Annotated in this window: 18 protein-coding genes; 5 read left to right on the top strand and 13 right to left on the bottom strand. The window is 35.4% G+C overall.

Annotation, left to right across the window (positions count from 1 at the left end):
* Positions 1 to 81: 81 nt before the first annotated feature.
* Both addB and addA read left to right on the top strand, forming a co-directional pair.
* Positions 82 to 3,588 (top strand): helicase-exonuclease AddAB subunit AddB, encoded by a 3,507-nt coding sequence (gene addB / locus G4D61_RS02630; RefSeq protein ID WP_163173130.1) that lies wholly within the window; start codon positions 82 to 84, stop codon positions 3,586 to 3,588.
* A complete protein-coding gene (gene addA, locus G4D61_RS02625; RefSeq protein WP_163173128.1) occupies positions 3,566 to 7,330 on the top strand; it encodes a helicase-exonuclease AddAB subunit AddA in 3,765 nt (1,254 codons plus the stop codon). Before addB ends, addA begins: the two co-directional genes overlap by 23 nt.
* A gap of 48 nt (positions 7,331 to 7,378) precedes the next feature.
* On the opposite strand, the gene G4D61_RS02620 is transcribed toward addA, so the two are convergent.
* The 6 genes from G4D61_RS02620 to G4D61_RS02595 are packed head-to-tail and all read right to left on the bottom strand — an operon-like array spanning position 7,379 to position 9,368.
* On the bottom strand, positions 7,379 to 7,597 hold the full coding sequence (locus G4D61_RS02620; protein ID WP_025727530.1) for a spore germination protein: 219 nt from the start codon (positions 7,595 to 7,597) through the stop codon (positions 7,379 to 7,381).
* Between the two features lie 40 nt (positions 7,598 to 7,637).
* On the bottom strand, positions 7,638 to 8,042 hold the full coding sequence (locus G4D61_RS02615) for a spore germination protein GerPE (RefSeq protein WP_025727529.1): 405 nt from the start codon (positions 8,040 to 8,042) through the stop codon (positions 7,638 to 7,640).
* Positions 8,043 to 8,045: 3 nt separating this feature from the next.
* A complete protein-coding gene (locus G4D61_RS02610; protein WP_025727528.1) occupies positions 8,046 to 8,225 on the bottom strand; it encodes a spore germination protein GerPD in 180 nt (59 codons plus the stop codon).
* A complete protein-coding gene (gene gerPC / locus G4D61_RS02605; RefSeq protein ID WP_025727527.1) occupies positions 8,215 to 8,826 on the bottom strand; it encodes a spore germination protein GerPC in 612 nt (203 codons plus the stop codon). The genes G4D61_RS02610 and gerPC overlap by 11 nt, the downstream gene beginning before the upstream one ends.
* Before the next feature lie 13 nt (positions 8,827 to 8,839).
* Positions 8,840 to 9,133 (bottom strand): spore germination protein GerPB, encoded by a 294-nt coding sequence (locus G4D61_RS02600; protein ID WP_025727526.1) that lies wholly within the window; start codon positions 9,131 to 9,133, stop codon positions 8,840 to 8,842.
* A 13-nt stretch (positions 9,134 to 9,146) separates the two neighbouring features.
* Positions 9,147 to 9,368, bottom strand: a complete 222-nt coding sequence (locus G4D61_RS02595) for a spore germination protein (protein ID WP_025727525.1) — start codon at positions 9,366 to 9,368, stop codon at positions 9,147 to 9,149.
* Between the two features lie 239 nt (positions 9,369 to 9,607).
* On the opposite strand from G4D61_RS02595, the gene G4D61_RS02590 reads away from it, so the two are divergent.
* Both G4D61_RS02590 and G4D61_RS02585 read left to right on the top strand, forming a co-directional pair.
* On the top strand, positions 9,608 to 10,504 hold the full coding sequence (locus G4D61_RS02590) for a fumarylacetoacetate hydrolase family protein (protein WP_025727524.1): 897 nt from the start codon (positions 9,608 to 9,610) through the stop codon (positions 10,502 to 10,504).
* A 47-nt stretch (positions 10,505 to 10,551) separates the two neighbouring features.
* Positions 10,552 to 10,926 carry a YisL family protein gene (locus tag G4D61_RS02585; RefSeq protein ID WP_025727523.1) on the top strand — a complete coding sequence of 125 codons (375 nt, stop codon included), beginning with the start codon at positions 10,552 to 10,554 and terminating at the stop codon, positions 10,924 to 10,926.
* Positions 10,927 to 11,392: 466 nt separating this feature from the next.
* On the opposite strand, the gene G4D61_RS02580 is transcribed toward G4D61_RS02585, so the two are convergent.
* From G4D61_RS02580 to G4D61_RS02550, 7 genes are all read right to left on the bottom strand, one after another.
* On the bottom strand, positions 11,393 to 12,265 hold the full coding sequence (locus G4D61_RS02580) for an SDR family oxidoreductase (RefSeq protein ID WP_025727522.1): 873 nt from the start codon (positions 12,263 to 12,265) through the stop codon (positions 11,393 to 11,395).
* 293 nt (positions 12,266 to 12,558) lie between these two features.
* Positions 12,559 to 13,050, bottom strand: a complete 492-nt coding sequence (locus G4D61_RS02575; RefSeq protein WP_025727521.1) for a YajQ family cyclic di-GMP-binding protein — start codon at positions 13,048 to 13,050, stop codon at positions 12,559 to 12,561.
* A 113-nt stretch (positions 13,051 to 13,163) separates the two neighbouring features.
* Positions 13,164 to 13,295, bottom strand: a complete 132-nt coding sequence (locus tag G4D61_RS02570; protein WP_081749976.1) for a DUF3941 domain-containing protein — start codon at positions 13,293 to 13,295, stop codon at positions 13,164 to 13,166.
* Between the two features lie 60 nt (positions 13,296 to 13,355).
* A complete protein-coding gene (locus tag G4D61_RS02565) occupies positions 13,356 to 14,219 on the bottom strand; it encodes a DegV family protein (RefSeq protein WP_025727520.1) in 864 nt (287 codons plus the stop codon).
* Positions 14,220 to 14,364: 145 nt separating this feature from the next.
* Positions 14,365 to 14,562, bottom strand: a complete 198-nt coding sequence (locus G4D61_RS02560; protein ID WP_025727519.1) for a DUF3813 domain-containing protein — start codon at positions 14,560 to 14,562, stop codon at positions 14,365 to 14,367.
* 21 nt (positions 14,563 to 14,583) lie between these two features.
* A complete protein-coding gene (locus G4D61_RS02555; RefSeq protein WP_163173126.1) occupies positions 14,584 to 14,724 on the bottom strand; it encodes a hypothetical protein in 141 nt (46 codons plus the stop codon).
* A gap of 106 nt (positions 14,725 to 14,830) precedes the next feature.
* A complete protein-coding gene (locus G4D61_RS02550; protein ID WP_035353960.1) occupies positions 14,831 to 15,643 on the bottom strand; it encodes a Cof-type HAD-IIB family hydrolase in 813 nt (270 codons plus the stop codon).
* Positions 15,644 to 15,805: 162 nt separating this feature from the next.
* Here G4D61_RS02550 and G4D61_RS02545 point away from each other — a divergent pair, with 162 nt between their 5' ends.
* Complete coding sequence (locus tag G4D61_RS02545; RefSeq protein WP_025727517.1) at positions 15,806 to 16,117, top strand: metal-sulfur cluster assembly factor; 312 nt, start codon at positions 15,806 to 15,808, stop codon at positions 16,115 to 16,117.
* The last annotated feature ends 352 nt before the right edge of the window (positions 16,118 to 16,469 follow it).

Below are 16,469 nucleotides of genomic sequence, written 5' to 3'. Positions count from 1 at the left end.
TATGATTAAAAGAACAAATGTTCTAAAAATCATAGCTATAAATGTGCTGTCTGTATTGTATTAATTAAAGGAAGTGAAAGCATGTCCTTACGATTTATTATTGGCCGTCCAGGTACAGGAAAAACGAAACGAATACATGAAGAAATACAGCAAGAATTAAAGGAAAATCCGAGTGGCTTTCCAATTATATATTTAGTTCCTGAACAGATGACATTCCTATCTGAAAGTGAATTGACGAAGTTTCCTGAAATTAATGGAATGATCCGTGCCCAAGTGTATAGTTTTACACGTCTTGCCTGGAAAGTATTGCAAGAAGTTGGGGGAATAAGTCGATATCATATTTCAAGTGTAGGTTTAAATATGCTTATTAGAAAAATAATGGAAGATAAAAAAGATGATCTTCAATTATTTGTAAAGGTTGCAGATAAACCTGGATTTATTGAGCATATTGAAACAATGCTGACCGAATTTAAAAGATATTGCATTGATCCAGATCTGCTCCATAGTCAACAGCTTTTATTGCAACCTGAAGGGAAATCAAAAGCATTGGCGGATAAACTTCATGATCTTGAGTTGATTTATCAATCTTATCAAGAAATGTTAATTGATAAATATGTAGACTCAGAAGATTATTTGCGATTGCTCGCTACTTCAATTGAAAAGTCCTCATATTTAAAGGATGCTAGCATTTATATTGATGGCTTTCATCAGTTTACACCGCAGGAATATTTAGTGATTTCACACCTTATGAAAACATGTAAAAAGGTAACAGTTGCGTTGACCGTAGATCGGCCTTTTCGCAATGTAAAGCCAGACGAACTTCAGTTGTTTCGCATGTCTGGTGAGGCTTATGCTACAATTTATGATCTCGCGCTTCAACATCAGATTACAATTGAAGAAGATCTCGTTTTAACAGATCCAAAACGTTTCCAGCATGAAAGTTTGCAGTTTTTACAAAGTCATTTTGAAAAACTACCTTTACCTTCTTTTCCAAAGGCACCGTCTATCGAGCTTTGGCAAGCAAATAATCGCCGTTCTGAAATAGAAGGCATTGCACGTCATATTCGAGATGTTGTTCGGAAAGAACATGCTCGCTACCGTGACATAGCAATCCTTGTGCGAAACGGTCATGAATATCAAGAAATGATTGAAACGATATTTTCTGATTTTGATATTCCATATTTTATTGACCAAAAACAGCCGATGTTGAATCATCCACTAATAGAATTAATTCGATCAACATTAGAAATTTTGAATAGCCATTGGCGCTATGAGCCTATTTTTAGAGCAATTAAAACAGATCTTTTATTTCCGGTGGATGCACCTATTCATCAAATGCGAGAAAAGATGGATCGTCTTGAAAATTATGTACTTGCATACGGAATTCAAGGGGAGCGTTGGATAAATAAAAAAAGATGGGAATACCGCCGGATTAGAGGCTTGGAATTGGAGAGTGTTCCCCAAACTGACCAAGAAAGAGCGATTGAACAAGAATTAAATGAATTACGTCTATTCATTACTGCTCCTATTTTAAGATTACAGAGAAGGTTGAAAAAGGCCCAAAATAGTAAACAACTATGTGAAGCATTATATCTATACTTAGAAGAGTTAGAGATTCCAAAAAAACTGGAAAATCTAAGGATCGCAAGGGAAGAAAGCGGAGAGTTAGTTGCTTCGCGGACACATGACCAGGCATGGAATGAAGTCATGAATCTTCTTGATCAATTTGTTGAAATGTTAGGAAATGAAACTATTTCACTAAGAAAATTCGCGGCTATTTTAGAATCAGGTTTAGAGTCTTTAAAATTTTCAATTGTTCCCCCAGCGCTTGATCAAGTGCTAATTGCAAATTTAGAACAGTCACGGTTAGCGAGTGTAAAAATTGCCTTTATCATTGGCCTAAATGATGGGGTTATTCCTGCGAAAGTTTCAGAAGATGGCATATTAAATGATGAAGATAGAGAGTTTTTGATGCTGAAAGGATTGAATCTATCACCAAGTAGTAAAATTAAGTTACTAGATGAAGAATTTATCCTTTACCGTGCGTTAACAGTTCCTTCTAATCAACTAATACTATCGTATCCTCTTGCTGATGAGGAAGGAAAGGCGCTGCTTCCTTCACCATATGTAAAAAGAATGAAGGAAATGTTTCCGCTTATGAGAGAGGAATTTATCGTTAGTGACCCATCTGAAAGTAGCAATGATGAGCAGCTACAATATATTTCACATCCACTTGCTACTATTTCCTTGTTGACTTCACAGTTGCAGTTAAAGAAAAGAAACTATCCAATCGCCGATTTTTGGTGGGATGTTTACAATTTTTATATAAGCCAGCAAAACTGGAAAGAACGTGCTAGTCATGCATTTTCGAGTTTGTTTTACAAAAACAAAACGAAAAAATTATCTTCTGCAACAAGCGAAGAGCTTTATGGTGATCATATTTTAGCGAGTGTTTCGCGAATGGAACAATTTTTTGTTTGTCCTTTTTCACATTTTGCTTCCTATGGTTTAAAGCTACGTGAGCGTGATGTGTTTAAGCTTGGTGCACCAAATATAGGAGATCTGTTTCATGGTGCATTAAAATGGATATCAGATGAAATTCAAAAAAGAAATATTTCATGGGACCAGTTAAGCCGTGAGCAAAGTTTGCTTTTAGCAAAAGAAGCTGTTGATTTTCTGGCTCCAAAACTACAGCATCAAATTTTATTAAGTTCTAACCGCTATTATTATATTAAGAAAAAATTAGAACAAGTTGTTGCGAGGGCATCGTATGTTTTAAGCGAGCATGCTAAGGCAAGTGGATTTGTGCCTATTGGTATGGAATTGGAGTTTGGACCAAAAGCTGAATTGCCCCCATTAACCTTCACATTAAAAAATGGAGCTAAGATGGAGCTTCGCGGCCGAATTGACCGAGTTGATAAAGCGGAGAATGAGCAGGGGACTTATTTGCGTGTAATAGATTATAAATCAAGTGTTCATAGTTTAGATTTAACTGATGTTTACTATGGTTTAGATTTACAGATGCTAACATATCTTGACATTATTATTACGTATTCAAAGCAATTAATTGGACAAGAAGGATTACCAGCAGGAGTGCTGTACTTCCATCTTCATAATCCAGTAATATCTAGTAATAAAATGCTAACCATTGATCAAATAGAAGAAGAAATTATAAAAAGTTTTAAAATGAAAGGGCTCATGCTAAACGATCCTGAAGTCATCCGTTTAATGGATCAAACGTTGGAAACTGGTAACAGCCAAATCGTTTCCGCAGGGTTAAAGAAAGATGGACAATTATCTGCCCGTTCAGAAGTTGCGACAAAAGACAATTTTGAAGAAATTCGCGATTACGTGCGCAACATTTATAAGAAGGCCGGTAATGATATTGTTTCGGGTGTTGTCGACATTTCTCCATATAAAATAAAGAAAGAAACGGCATGTCAAGTGTGCCCATTTAAATCTGTTTGCCAATTTGACCAATCATTAGAGGAGAATGAATACCGTATTATTACTCCGCAAAAACCAGATGAGATATTAGCAAAAATAAAGGAGGAAACGCAAGGTAATGAAAACAGCTATACCAATTAAGCCAGTTGATGCAACATGGACGGATGATCAATGGAAAGCAATTATGGCAAAGGATCAAGACATTCTCGTAGCTGCTGCAGCTGGATCTGGTAAAACTGCTGTACTTGTAGAGAGAATTATTCAAAAAATTCTCGATGAAAAAGCTCCGCTTGATATTGATCAGCTGCTTATTGTGACATTTACGAATGCTGCTGCTGCTGAAATGCGACATCGGATTGGAGAAGCCATTGAAAAGGCACTTATGGAACGGCAAGACTCACATCACTTGCGAAGGCAATTAGGTTTATTAAATAAAGCATCGATATCAACACTACATTCCTTTTGTTTAGAGGTTATCAGAAAATATTATTATTTAACAAATATTGATCCTGGATTTCGAATTGCAGATGATACAGAAGCTGAATTACTGAGAGATGAAGTGCTAGATGATTTATTTGAAGCTGAGTATGGGAGTGAAGATCCAACCTCTTTTTATCGAGTTGTTGATACATTTTCCAATGATCGCAGTGATGAACAATTACAGGAGTTAATTCGAAAATTATATGATTTTTCACGGTCACATCCAGATCCAATAGCATGGTTGGATCAATTAGTTGAAATGTATAGTGTGAATGAAAACATGGATATCGATTCTCTTCCCTTCATTGATTCTATTCGAAATGATGTAAACCTGCAGTTACAAGGTGCTAAGGAATTGCTAAAAGAAGCGCTCCATTTAGCGAAACAACCAGGTGGACCTGCTCCACGTACTGAAAACTATTTAAATGATATTGAAATTGTAGATAGATTATTAAAAGCAAACGAGCAATCATGGAATGATTTATATACGGAAATAAACGCATGGAGTTTTACGCGTGCTAAGTCTTGCAAAGGCGATGATTTTATTCCTGATCTCGTTAAGGCCGCAGACGATTTGCGCAAATCTGCGAAAATGATGCTTGAGAAATTGAAAGAGGAGTTGTTTTCAAGGAAGCCGCAATATTTTTTGAAGGATATGGAAGAGATGCAGCCAGTTATTGCTGCATTGGCAGAATTAGTTAAAAAATTTTCATATGAATATGCACGATTAAAAATGGAAAAAGGTCTTGTGGATTTTTCAGATTTAGAGCATTATTGCCTTGAAATTTTATTAGAAAAAACATCTTCTAATGAAATCATACCTTCAGAAGCAGCAAAGTCTTATCAGTCACAATTTAAAGAAGTATTAGTCGATGAGTATCAAGATGTGAATATGGTACAAGAAACTATCATTCAATTAATTACTTCAGGGCGTGGCTATGACGGGAATTTATTTATGGTTGGCGATGTAAAGCAATCCATTTATCGTTTTCGGCTTGCAGATCCAAATCTATTTTTAACGAAATACCAAACATTTACGACAAATGGGGAACAGACAGGGTTACGGATCGATTTGTCTAAAAATTTTAGAAGCCGAAAAGAAATTTTATATGGCACTAATTATATTTTTAAGCAAATAATGGGGAGCGCGGTAGGTGAGATGTCATATGATAAGCAAGCTGAGCTTGTGAAAGGTGCATCATACCCTGAAAACAAGAAATTTCCGATTGAGTTGGCTATCATCGATCAATCGGATGAAGATTCCAATGAAGAAGAAGCAGAGTTGTCCTCTGACGAGGGATTAGACCAAATAGAATTGGAACAGTCTCAGCTTGAAGCAAGATTTCTTGCACAAAAAATTAAAGAGCTTATTCAAGAGAAAAAGGAGATTTATAATCCTAAAATTGGTGCAAGCCGCCCTATTCAATATAAGGATATTGTTATTTTACTAAGATCAATGACATGGGCACCGGAAATTATGGAAGAGTTTAAAAAACAAGGAATTCCAATTTATGCCAATCTTTCAACTGGTTATTTTGATGCAACGGAGATAGCGATTATGATGTCATTACTTAAAGTTATAGATAATCCTTATCAGGATATACCAATCGCTGTTGTGCTAAGATCACCAATTGTCGGCTTGGATGAAGAACAGTTGGCTGAAATTCGCGTTCACTCAAAATATGGTCAATATTATGAAGCGGTGACGAAATATATTGCTGAAAAATCGAATGATACAGATGAAAAACTTTACGAAAAGCTATCAAAGTTTCTGGAAAAATTAAAAGAGTGGCGATCAATTGCTAGGCAAGGCGCTTTATCAGAGCTTATTTGGCTCCTTTACCGTGAGACAGGATTCTATGATTTTGTTGGCGGTCTGCCTGGGGGGAAACAAAGACAAGCAAATTTGCGTGCGCTCTATGATCGTGCCCGTCAATATGAGGAGACTTCATTTCGAGGACTATTTCGTTTCCTGCGCTTTATTGAAAGAATGCAAGATCGGGGAGATGATTTAGGCGTCGCCAGATCATTGAGTGAACAGGAAGATGTCGTGCGTTTAATGACGGTTCACTCTAGTAAAGGGCTTGAGTTTCCTGTTGTATTTTTAGCTGGAAGTGCAAGAAAATTTAATATACGTGATCTAAATCAAGCTTTTCTATTTGATAAAGATTATGGCTTTGCATGTAAATATTTAAATCCAGAAAAGCGGATTTCTTATCCTTCATTACCGCAGCTTGCTTTTAAAAGAAAGAAAAAGCTTGAAACACTTTCGGAGGAAATGCGCGTTTTATATGTTGCACTAACGCGTGCAAAAGAGCGTCTATATATTGTTGGGACAGTAAAAAATGCTAACAAGCTATTAAAAAAATGGGAGAATATACGACTACATCATTCAGAATGGCTATTAAATGACCATTTGCGTGTTCAAGCTAATTCATTTTTAGATTGGATTGGTCCTTCTATCGTTCGCCATCGGGATGCGGATGCATTATATGCAGATGGTATGGCAAAAGTTGAGCAGCCATGCATAGAGATATACGAAGATCCATCATGTTGGAATATAAGGATATTATCAAAAAAAGAATTTTTAGATGTTGAACAGTTAGAAGTAGAGAAAGAAAATGAATGGATCGAAATAGTTGAACAACAAAAAACGAGTCCAATTGAATCAGAGTGGAAGGATGAAATTAACGATCGTTTAAGTTGGGTATATCCATATAAAAGTGCATCTGTTAAGCGGGCAAAGCAATCTGTTTCAGAAATAAAAAGGATGTATGAAATAAGGGACGAAGCATCAGATTCCACAATTGTTCGCAGAATGCAGAAACCGATTTTTAATCGACCGCGCTTTATGCAGGAGAAATCAATTACTCCAGCTGAAAGAGGAACAGCCATGCATATGGTTATGCAGCATATTTCGTTTGACAAGTTGCCGACAGTAGAGTCCATTTCAGCATTACTAGAAAGAATGGAACAGCAAGAATTGTTGACAAAAGAACAAATTGAGGTTATATCCATTGAGCAAATCATTCAGTTTTTTTCAACTGAAATCGGTTTAAAGCTTTTGACAGCGGAAAAAGTAATGCGCGAAGTTCCGTTCAGTATGTCTATCCCAGCTAATGAGCTTTATCCTAATGAAAGATTAGATGAGGAACATGTTTTTATTCAAGGGATTTTCGATTGTGTGATTGAGGAAGAGAACGGATTAATTTTATTGGATTATAAAACGGATCGGATTCAAGACCGATTTAAAGGTGGACTTGAAGAAGCACGGCCAATATTAGAGAAGCGATATAAAATTCAGCTAGATTTATATGAGAGAGCTCTTGAAACAATACTGAAGAAAAAAGTAAATGGGAAATTCCTATATTTCTTTGATGGTGGCTACTTATTGCATGTATAAAGTAAAAAGGCTAGTTATCCGTAGTAATGAGGATAACTGGCCTTTTTACTAATTATTTCCTAATGTAGGCTGGTCAAACACACTGCCATTAAATGTATTATTAGCACTAAGTGCATTATTTGTAATAATAAAGCTTGCGGTTGAAAGAGCACCTGAACCGCTTGTCGTTTTTGAACTCGTTTTTGGAGAAATTACGGCAGTATCGCCAAAATGGATAATTCCGTTTCCAACATTAAAAATTTGTAAAGGTCCAACAATTGCTGGCATTTTCTCACCCTCTTTATAAAAACATTTTATTTAAAATTCATTATATTTCATGATGGAAGGTTGTGAGAGCCTCTTCCTTGCTTTGTGGATTTAATTGCCGTAAATGATGAATTCTTGATTCCAAATAGATATCTTTCGTATTACCGACCTGTAAAACAGTTGAAGTTGAGAAACCTAGAACATTGATTGTTCCTACTTTAATCACAGGATCTGCGTTAAAACGCTGAAAATGCAACTCTTCTGTTATTGGAGGAATTGGGATGACTTCAGTGAAGATTGGAAAGTTTTCAAAAGGTGCCTCGTACCCATAAAAAATTTCTTGTTGTCTTTGAATTGCAATAATTCTTGAATCCATTTCTATTTTATTGGAGTCACCAACAATTATATTAGAAGAAAAGATAACATTTTTTATATTTATATAGTCTACAACTGAAGATCGAAACATTTGTTATCCTCTCCGTGCAAGTGGAACGAACGGTCCGATAATTAAAGATTCTGCTGGTGTATCAAAGGTAGAAGCCTGCTGAATAGTATTTACATCACCAACTAGTAAGACTGATGAAGCCGAAACACCAATAATCTCTATTTGTTCAACATTGATTTCACGATTCACAACATTAAGTTCCATTATTAGGACCTCCGTTAATATTATTTGGTAATTTCGCAATAAAGGTATAGACGGCATGATCAATATCATCCTTGATCTGTTGAAATACCGTATTTATCAAGTCTTCGTCATTCGCTTGTGAAGTTTGATCTCTTTGATTTAAATAGTAATTGATTCGTTGTTCAAGCTGATTTTTTAAATCCGATTTTATGAAGTCGTGGTACTCAGCATTTAATGGTAATTTAAATTGTCTTTCAGCATCTTTGATAACAGTAGATAAATCATGGTCAATATAATGCAGCAACCTTTCAGTTAAAGGTTTTTTAGCTGCAACTGTTTGGTTTTCTTGCTTTGCTTGCGTAGGTCCTTTGTTTACAGCCAAATCTTCAATATTACCTAAATCGGAAGGGTTTAATCCAATATTTAACGTTCCATCAAGTTGTTCAATTTTCAATTGGTCAAATGCATATTCAATTCGATCCACATGAATTGGCGGTTTTGATTTTAATGTTTCGACTTCGGCTGTTAATTTTTTCACAATATTTTCAAGTTGAATAATTTTATTTTCTTGGACTTGAATGTATTGATAAAGTTGTTGAAGTTGAGAAAGGAAATCTACCATATTAACCTCCTTTTCATCTTACACCGGCCCCGGCTCCTGCAGCACCAGCGCCAGCGCCAGCAGCCCCGGCCCCGGTAGCGCCAGCACCACCGGCTCCCGATTGTAATGGAACAGTCGTTAACGGTGAATTTTCTTCAATTGTTTCAGCAGTTGCAGAAGGAGCGGGAGTTGTAAAGCCACCAGTATTATATAAATATGAAGCTGGTTTGATAATACCGGATGTTCCAATTTGAAATACAGAGGAATTTGAAACACCACCAATTTTGATTTGGCGAATTTGAATCGTTTGTTGTACGTAAATATTCATCAAACATCACCTGCTATAAATTTAAATAGTTTCCTTGATCAATTGTGTCAAAATCAAACGTATTAGTGTTTGATTGATGGTTCGTAATTGAAACGGTTTCTCCTGTATTAAATGAACCAGCCCCTGCAAATGTTTTTGAAGAAGAAATTGGCTGAATAAGAAAAACATCTCCAACATTTAATACGCCGCTCGAACTAATATTCACAACTTGTATAGCGCCAACAAAACCAGGCATTACTTCCACATCCTTATTAGGGTTCAATGTCTTATAGATTATGAAACCTATTATGGATTATTGTCTCGCTTTATTGTATGAGTGGGTTATAAATATGTGATTCATTCGCCTAAGAATAGAAGGTGGTGAATATGATGCAAAATAATCCAAAGATATAATTTAGACTGGTATAATGGATAAAGATGAACAGAATGAATGATGAAAATCCTATTAATTATTTATGCGAAGGGGTGTTTTTATTGAAATTTTTGAGTTTTGAATTAGCAGGTAAAGAACAATATGGTGTTTTGTGCAACCGAGGAGAATCGGTACTAAATCTTTACCAATTGAGTCAAGACGAACAATATGACAAACTTCCTCGTCAGCTAATTCAAGGTATTCAGCAAGGAGACGCATTTGTTCAATTAGTCGATGCAATTTTAGGAAAGATAGAGAACATTGATGGGAAATATTTACTTCCAATTAATGAGATCAAATTTCTATCTCCAATACCGCATCCTCATAAAAATATTATCTGTGTTGGAAAAAATTATCGTGATCATGCGATTGAAATGGGAAGTGCAGCAGATATTCCAGAAAACATTATAATATTCACAAAGGCGCCGACAACGATTAATGCTCATCTTTCAGACATTGACTCCCATTCAGAACTAACTTCAGCACTTGATTATGAGGGTGAATTAGCTTTAGTTATAGGAAAAAAGGGAAAACAGATTGCAAAAGAAGAGGCACTTCATTATGTTTTTGGTTATACAATATTAAATGATATAACAGCCCGTGATTTGCAAAAAAAGCATAAGCAATTTTTTATTGGAAAAAGCCTTGATACTTCATGCCCAATTGGCCCTTGGATTGTTCATCATAACGAAATTTCAAATCCAAATGAATTAGATATTATGACGAAAGTAAATGGAGAAATTAGGCAGCAGTCAAATACACAGCATTTTATTTTTTCTATTGAAGACATTATTTCTGAATTATCGAAAGGTATGACATTAGAGCCGGGTGACATTATTGCGACAGGAACACCAGCAGGAGTTGGAAATGGTTTTAAGCCGCCTCGTTTTTTAAAAACAGGGGATCGAGTCGAAATTACAGTTCAAAGTATTGGAACGTTGATAAATGTGATAAAATAATCGAGTGCTGGCAGCTAAATAATTTATAGAGAGTAGGAGATGAAAATATGTTTGTAACTAGCACCCATGCCCATATTACGACTTGGGGAATTGCGCTTATTTTATTCATTATTGCCCTTATTTTACATGCCAAGGGGAATAAAGTAGGATTCAAAGTGACGCAAATGATACTACGTGTTTTTTACATACTTGTAATCATAACAGGGGGATTATTATTCATACATAATCAAAGTATTAACCCGGCTATGTATGGTGTAAAATTACTAGGTGGACTTCTTGTTTTAGGCTTTATGGAAATGATTTTAATCCGATTGTCTAAAGGAAAAAGAACGGGCATGTTCTGGATCTTATTTATTATCTTTTTATTGATCGTCTTATACTTAGGATTAAAATTACCTTTAGGGTTTCATCCGTTCTATTAAAAAAAGAGAAGATGAAATGTATTCATTTGACTGACTGTAGACAAACTTCTTAACATGGAGGTCTGTTTACAGTTTTTTATTTTAAACATAGTAGGCTGATTTGCCCTAGAATTACTTGCTTTCCATGAACGGACACAGGGTCTCTCAACACGCTTCGTGCTTGTGGGGGCTCACATATTCTGCATTTCCCGCAGGAGTCTTCCAATCTAAGTAGATATAAACGATTCACCTTAAAAAAGAGTTTAGAATGGTCTTATTCTAAACTCCTTTTGACGATAAAAGACTGAGACAAAACTCGAAAGTGGTTAGCTAAAGACAACATTACACAAATCAGCTCCGGAAATATAACGTAGACTCCTGCGGGAGGATCGTATATTTCCAGAGCGGGGGTGGAGTGCAATATTCGGGGTTTCTTTAGTTAATATCCTTCTCTATCAGCCTTTTCTTTTTATTTTAAAAACGATCATTAGCCATTTACAATTTCTCCACCATTTATGTGAATCATTTGTCCTGTAATAAAGCTTGAGTCATCAGAGGCTAGAAAAACAAAGGCGGGAGCTAATTCACTAGGTTGTCCAGGCCGTTTCATCGGTGTATCAGAACCAAATGTTGCCACTTGTTCAGGAGAAAAAGTAGACGGAATAAGCGGTGTCCAAATTGGACCTGGTGCTACGCCATTTACACGTATTCCTTGGGAAACAAGAGAAAGAGCGAGCGATCGCGTAAAAGAAACGATTGCTCCTTTCGTGCTAGAGTAATCAAGTAGCTGCGGATTGCCTTTATAAGCTGTAATGGAAGCAGTGTTGATAATCGAACTTCCCTTTTTTAAGTGGGGAAATGCTGCTTTGACCATAAAAAATTGGGAAAAGATATTCGTTTTAAATGTTCGTTCTAATTGTTCTTTCGTGATATTTAAAATGGATTGTTGCGGATGCTGTTCAGCCGCATTATTTACTAATATATCAAGTGCACCAAATTGAGCAATGACTTTATTGACTGCTTGCTGGCAATGCTGCTCATCGCCAATATCACCGGAAACAAGCAGACATTCTTGTCCCTCTTGCTCAATTTGTTTTTTCGTATTTTCGGCATCCTCATGTTCTTCTAGGTAGCATATAGCAACATTTGCTCCTTCTTTTGCAAAATAAATAGCTACGGATTTTCCAATACCGCTGTCACCACCAGTAATTAAAGCTGTTTTCCCGGCTAATTTACCACTCCCTTTATAATAAGTGTTTACACTTTCGGGCTGCGGGTTCATTATCGTCTCTATGCCTGGCTGCTGATTTTGAGATTGTTTCGGAAAGATTTGTTTGGTTGCATTTTGATTATTTGTCAAATGGAATCACTCCTCACTTATAATGCAGGAATTAATGTTTGTACAATGAAAAAAGATACGGTACTAAATGTATACCCATTATTGTGTACGTAATCTACATTTTTATTTATTTCATTTGTATTAAAAGTGGAAAAAAGGGAGGCGGGGCTTTCAACATTTGCAGATGTGATTTTTACTTTGTTAAACTTGGATGTGGGTGTTCGCTCCAATCCACTAGTAATAAATTAATAGTGATTTTCATCCTTAACTTTTAAAAAAATTAAGACACCACTAAAAAGTGATGTCTACAATGATTAACGATAGTTTACAAACTGTACATCGATTGGTAAATCGGCTTCGCGGATTAACGAAATAATTTGTTGTAAATCATCACGATTTTTACCTGTTACGCGGATTTGATCATCTTGTACTTGGCTTTTTACCTTTAGGCCGCTGTTTTTGATTAGTGTATTAATTGTTTTTGCATTTTCTTTATCAATACCTTGTACAAGTTTCGCTCTTTGGCGTACAGTACCGCCAGAAGCATTTTCTACTTTTCCGTAGTCTAAGTTTTTGACCGGAACACCACGCTTAATCAATTTTCCTAATAAAACATCTTTTAATTGATTCAATTTAAACTCATCATCTGAAATGAGCACAAGTTCTTCTTTTTCAAGTTTGATGTCACTTTTGCTACCTTTGAAATCATAGCGTGTTTGAATTTCTTTAAGTGCAATATTGATTGCATTTGTTACTTCTGATAAGTCAACTTTTGAAACAATATCAAATGAACTTTCTTTTGCCATAGATTTCCACCTCATCAACTTAATGTCATGAACATATTATAAAGGAATGTTTCAGACGTTCACAACTAATTCATAATATAAAAAAACAAGGGTTGTGAAAACCCTTGCCTTTTTTATAGATGATCGGTTTTTTTAGAATATTGATGTTTTCCTGCTTTACGGTTCTTCTCTTTGAGCATATTTTTTTCATGTCTCAGTGCATTATTGTCACGAGCTTTTTTATCATTATCAGAAGTATGGGACATCATCATGACTCCTTTCGCAAAAGAGTATGTCCTCTATTAATATTTCCGAGAAGATAATGACTATGCATTGTTTACTTCATTTAAAAAGAAAACAGCTAACGTACCAGGGCCCGCATGTGATCCAATGACAGAACCAATTGTATTAATCAAAAATTCCTTTGTCCCGAATCTATCTTGAATCAACTGTTTTAATTCTTCAGCTGATTGTTCGTCATCACCATGACAAATTCCGATCAATTGATGTTCCAGATCGACTCCGCGCTCATCCATAATATCTAAAATCCGTTTGAATAATTTTTTGCGTCCTCGTAGTTTTTCAAGTGGAATCAATTTTCCTTCTTCAACATTTAAGACAGGCTTAATATTGAGAAGACCTCCTAAAAATGCAGAAGCTTTTGAAAGTCTACCGCCTCTTGCCAAAAAATCCAAGTCTTCGACAGTAAAAATATGTTCCATATGCTGACTGCGCAATTCAATGTCTTTAATAACTTCTTCTTTACTTGCGCCTCTTTTTAATAAGTCGGCAGCAGACTTGACAACAAGACCATATCCAATCGATGCACATTTTGTATCAATGATCGTTAAATCTAGATTTGGATAAGTTTCTTTTACTTGATTGCGAATCATGACTGCTGTTTGGTAAGTGCCTGATAATTCCGAGGAAAAAGCCATATAAATGCCAGGTTGATTAGCAGTTGCTAAGTTTGTAAACATTTTTTCAAAAACATCCGGGGACGGCTGTGATGTCTTTGTTTCAACACCATTACGGATAAAAGTAAATAATTCCTTTGGATTGATTTCAATTAAGTCGTCGTATGCCTTTTCTTCTACATATACTGTTAACGGAATTAAATGAATATCATTGTCTTTATAAAAATGTAATGGTAAATCACAGCCGCTGTCTGCAAATAGTTGAACGTTCATTCAATCACCTTCGATTACTTTTTTTATTTAGTTTACCATTTTTTTAAGGGGAATAACGAATCATTTCTAAATGTTACCAGCAAAAAAAGGATTGTCTTAGAAGAAAACAACTTCTAAAGACAATCCTAATCTTCTTTGTAATGAACTATTCTAATGTATCTAATTCAGCTTGTAATTCACGCAATTGTTTTTGCTCTGCTACAGTTGTATTTGCGTATGCGCTAGATAATGCATTTTTTGCTTTTGCAATTGTTTCTTTTGTTTCATAATCAGTACCATTTGCAGCAGTTTCTTTTGCTAATTCAACATATTGTCGGGCTTGTTGATATAAACGGTTCGCCATTTTTAATAGCCTCCATGCGTGTTACGCGTTATCGTTTGTTACATTTGGCTGACGTTGCTCTGCCTCAGAAAAAGTGGAGTGATAAGGAAATTGTTGTGAATGCTGTTTAACAGCATTTTTCCCTTGCTGAACAAAACGTTTTGATTTGCTACTTCTACCCAAATGTAACACCGCCTTTTATATGTTAGAAATGAATACAAATGATGTATTCGATAAATAGTTTAACACTCGTTCATACATAATAATCAGGTAATGAATGGAGTTCGAGTTATTTTAAATTTAAAGTTTCTTCCAAATATAAGGCAATTCCATCTTCAGTATTGGAAAGAGTAATATCATTTGCGATGTTTTTTAAAGCTGGTATAGCATTGCCCATTGCAACACCTATTCCAGCATATTCAATCATTTCCAAATCATTATCTTCATCGCCAAAAGCAATGATTCTTTCTTGAGGAATTTGGTAGTAGTCTGCCACTTTTTTTATGCCGACTGCTTTATTTAATCCATACTTTACAATTTCGATAATATACCATGGTGCACCCCAGCGTCTGTGGTCTATCACTTCTGCGTGTACATCACTTAAATATTGCCGAATAGATTTTACATCCTTTTGATCCGCATGAATAAGTAAGGACGTTGGGTGGTCTTTTAGATGCTGTACTAAATGTCCGGTTGTAATGGTTGGTGAACCAGCATGAAAAATATCAAGAAGCTTTGGATCATGTTGGTGAAGATAGACATCATCCTTTACTTCGGCAATAATATTGTGTAATCTGAAATTTTCACACGTTTCAATAATTGTTTTGACAACGTCCAATGATAGAGGTTCATGGTAAATTCCCCATTGATCGTTGCGAGGATGATGGATAAGGGCGCCGTTAAAGTTTACAATTGGCGAATGTAGGTTCAATTCTTGATAATATTGGTAGCTTGATCGAAAGGGGCGTCCAGTTGAAATCATTACAATATGACCGTTTTCCATTGCCTTTTGAAGGACAGATTTTGTTTTTAAAGAAATGGTTTTTTCGTCATTTAATAAGGTTCCATCTAAATCGAGAGCGATTAAATACGGTTTTGTCATATATGTGCTCCTTTAATCAATAATAAATGTTTAATAAATGATTAAAACTATACTAAATAATATAACATTTTATATGTGAAAATGATTTTAAAATCTTGAAGAATTATTATTTTTATATTAAGAATGGATTTGTTATGATAGAAAAAAAGGAGGATGAACAATATGGATGAAACATTAAAAGAGAATGTTTTAGGTGCACTTGAACAAGTGATTGATCCTGAAATTGGCATAGATATTGTAAATTTAGGACTTGTTTATGATTTAGATGTAAATGAAGAAGGCGTTCTCGATGTTACAATGACATTGACAGCAATGGGCTGCCCATTAGCGGGAGTTATTGTTGATCAAGTTAAACTCGCAGTTGCAGACATTCCTGAAGTAAAAGAAACGAACGTTAACATTGTATGGAATCCGCCATGGACAAAAGATAGAATGTCAAGATATGCAAAAATTGCGTTAGGAATTCCAGATTAATTATATGATGAATGTTTATTAATACAGATTAGAGTGTAGACACCTCCCATTGAATCCTTTATTCGAAGGAGGTGTCCTGCTTTTTTCTTTCGTCCTTTACATGCCATGATTTTCCCTTCACATCTGCAAATACACCAGCCCCCACAGAAAAGATCATATCTTCTATACAAAAATCCCTTTAAAAATGGCAATTAAAACATTTAAAAGCAAACGCTTTATTGGTTAGGAGAATTGTCAGCTCGATGCTTGTCTGCGGAAAGCTTTAGAGAACCACTATTTATTTAACTATCGTCAAACATAAGATAGTGGATAGTTAGAATCACTAATTATTTTTTTAACATTGGGAAAATGT

It is taken from the genome of Heyndrickxia ginsengihumi, assembly GCF_011008565.1.
GTDB lineage: Bacteria > Bacillota > Bacilli > Bacillales > Bacillaceae_C > Weizmannia > Weizmannia ginsengihumi.
This window is presented reverse-complemented; position numbering and strand designations above follow the sequence as displayed.

What these genes read in the sequence shown, in the direction of transcription:
- gerPC (WP_025727527.1), bottom strand. Translation starts at nt 8,826, where the DNA reads ATGGTAGATTTCCTTTCTCAACTTCAACAACTTTATCAATACATTCAA.
- G4D61_RS02595 (WP_025727525.1), bottom strand. Translation starts at nt 9,368, where the DNA reads ATGCCTGGTTTTGTTGGCGCTATACAAGTTGTGAATATTAGTTCGAGC.
- G4D61_RS02570 (WP_081749976.1), bottom strand. Translation starts at nt 13,295, where the DNA reads ATGTCCCATACTTCTGATAATGATAAAAAAGCTCGTGACAATAATGCA.
- G4D61_RS02585 (WP_025727523.1), top strand. Translation starts at nt 10,552, where the DNA reads ATGTTTGTAACTAGCACCCATGCCCATATTACGACTTGGGGAATTGCG.
- addB (WP_163173130.1), top strand. Translation starts at nt 82, where the DNA reads ATGTCCTTACGATTTATTATTGGCCGTCCAGGTACAGGAAAAACGAAA.
- G4D61_RS02575 (WP_025727521.1), bottom strand. Translation starts at nt 13,050, where the DNA reads ATGGCAAAAGAAAGTTCATTTGATATTGTTTCAAAAGTTGACTTATCA.
- G4D61_RS02545 (WP_025727517.1), top strand. Translation starts at nt 15,806, where the DNA reads ATGGATGAAACATTAAAAGAGAATGTTTTAGGTGCACTTGAACAAGTG.
- G4D61_RS02550 (WP_035353960.1), bottom strand. Translation starts at nt 15,643, where the DNA reads ATGACAAAACCGTATTTAATCGCTCTCGATTTAGATGGAACCTTATTA.
- G4D61_RS02565 (WP_025727520.1), bottom strand. Translation starts at nt 14,219, where the DNA reads ATGAACGTTCAACTATTTGCAGACAGCGGCTGTGATTTACCATTACAT.
- G4D61_RS02615 (WP_025727529.1), bottom strand. Translation starts at nt 8,042, where the DNA reads ATGTTTCGATCTTCAGTTGTAGACTATATAAATATAAAAAATGTTATC.
- G4D61_RS02620 (WP_025727530.1), bottom strand. Translation starts at nt 7,597, where the DNA reads ATGCCAGCAATTGTTGGACCTTTACAAATTTTTAATGTTGGAAACGGA.
- G4D61_RS02560 (WP_025727519.1), bottom strand. Translation starts at nt 14,562, where the DNA reads ATGGCGAACCGTTTATATCAACAAGCCCGACAATATGTTGAATTAGCA.
- G4D61_RS02600 (WP_025727526.1), bottom strand. Translation starts at nt 9,133, where the DNA reads ATGAATATTTACGTACAACAAACGATTCAAATTCGCCAAATCAAAATT.
- addA (WP_163173128.1), top strand. Translation starts at nt 3,566, where the DNA reads ATGAAAACAGCTATACCAATTAAGCCAGTTGATGCAACATGGACGGAT.
- G4D61_RS02610 (WP_025727528.1), bottom strand. Translation starts at nt 8,225, where the DNA reads ATGGAACTTAATGTTGTGAATCGTGAAATCAATGTTGAACAAATAGAG.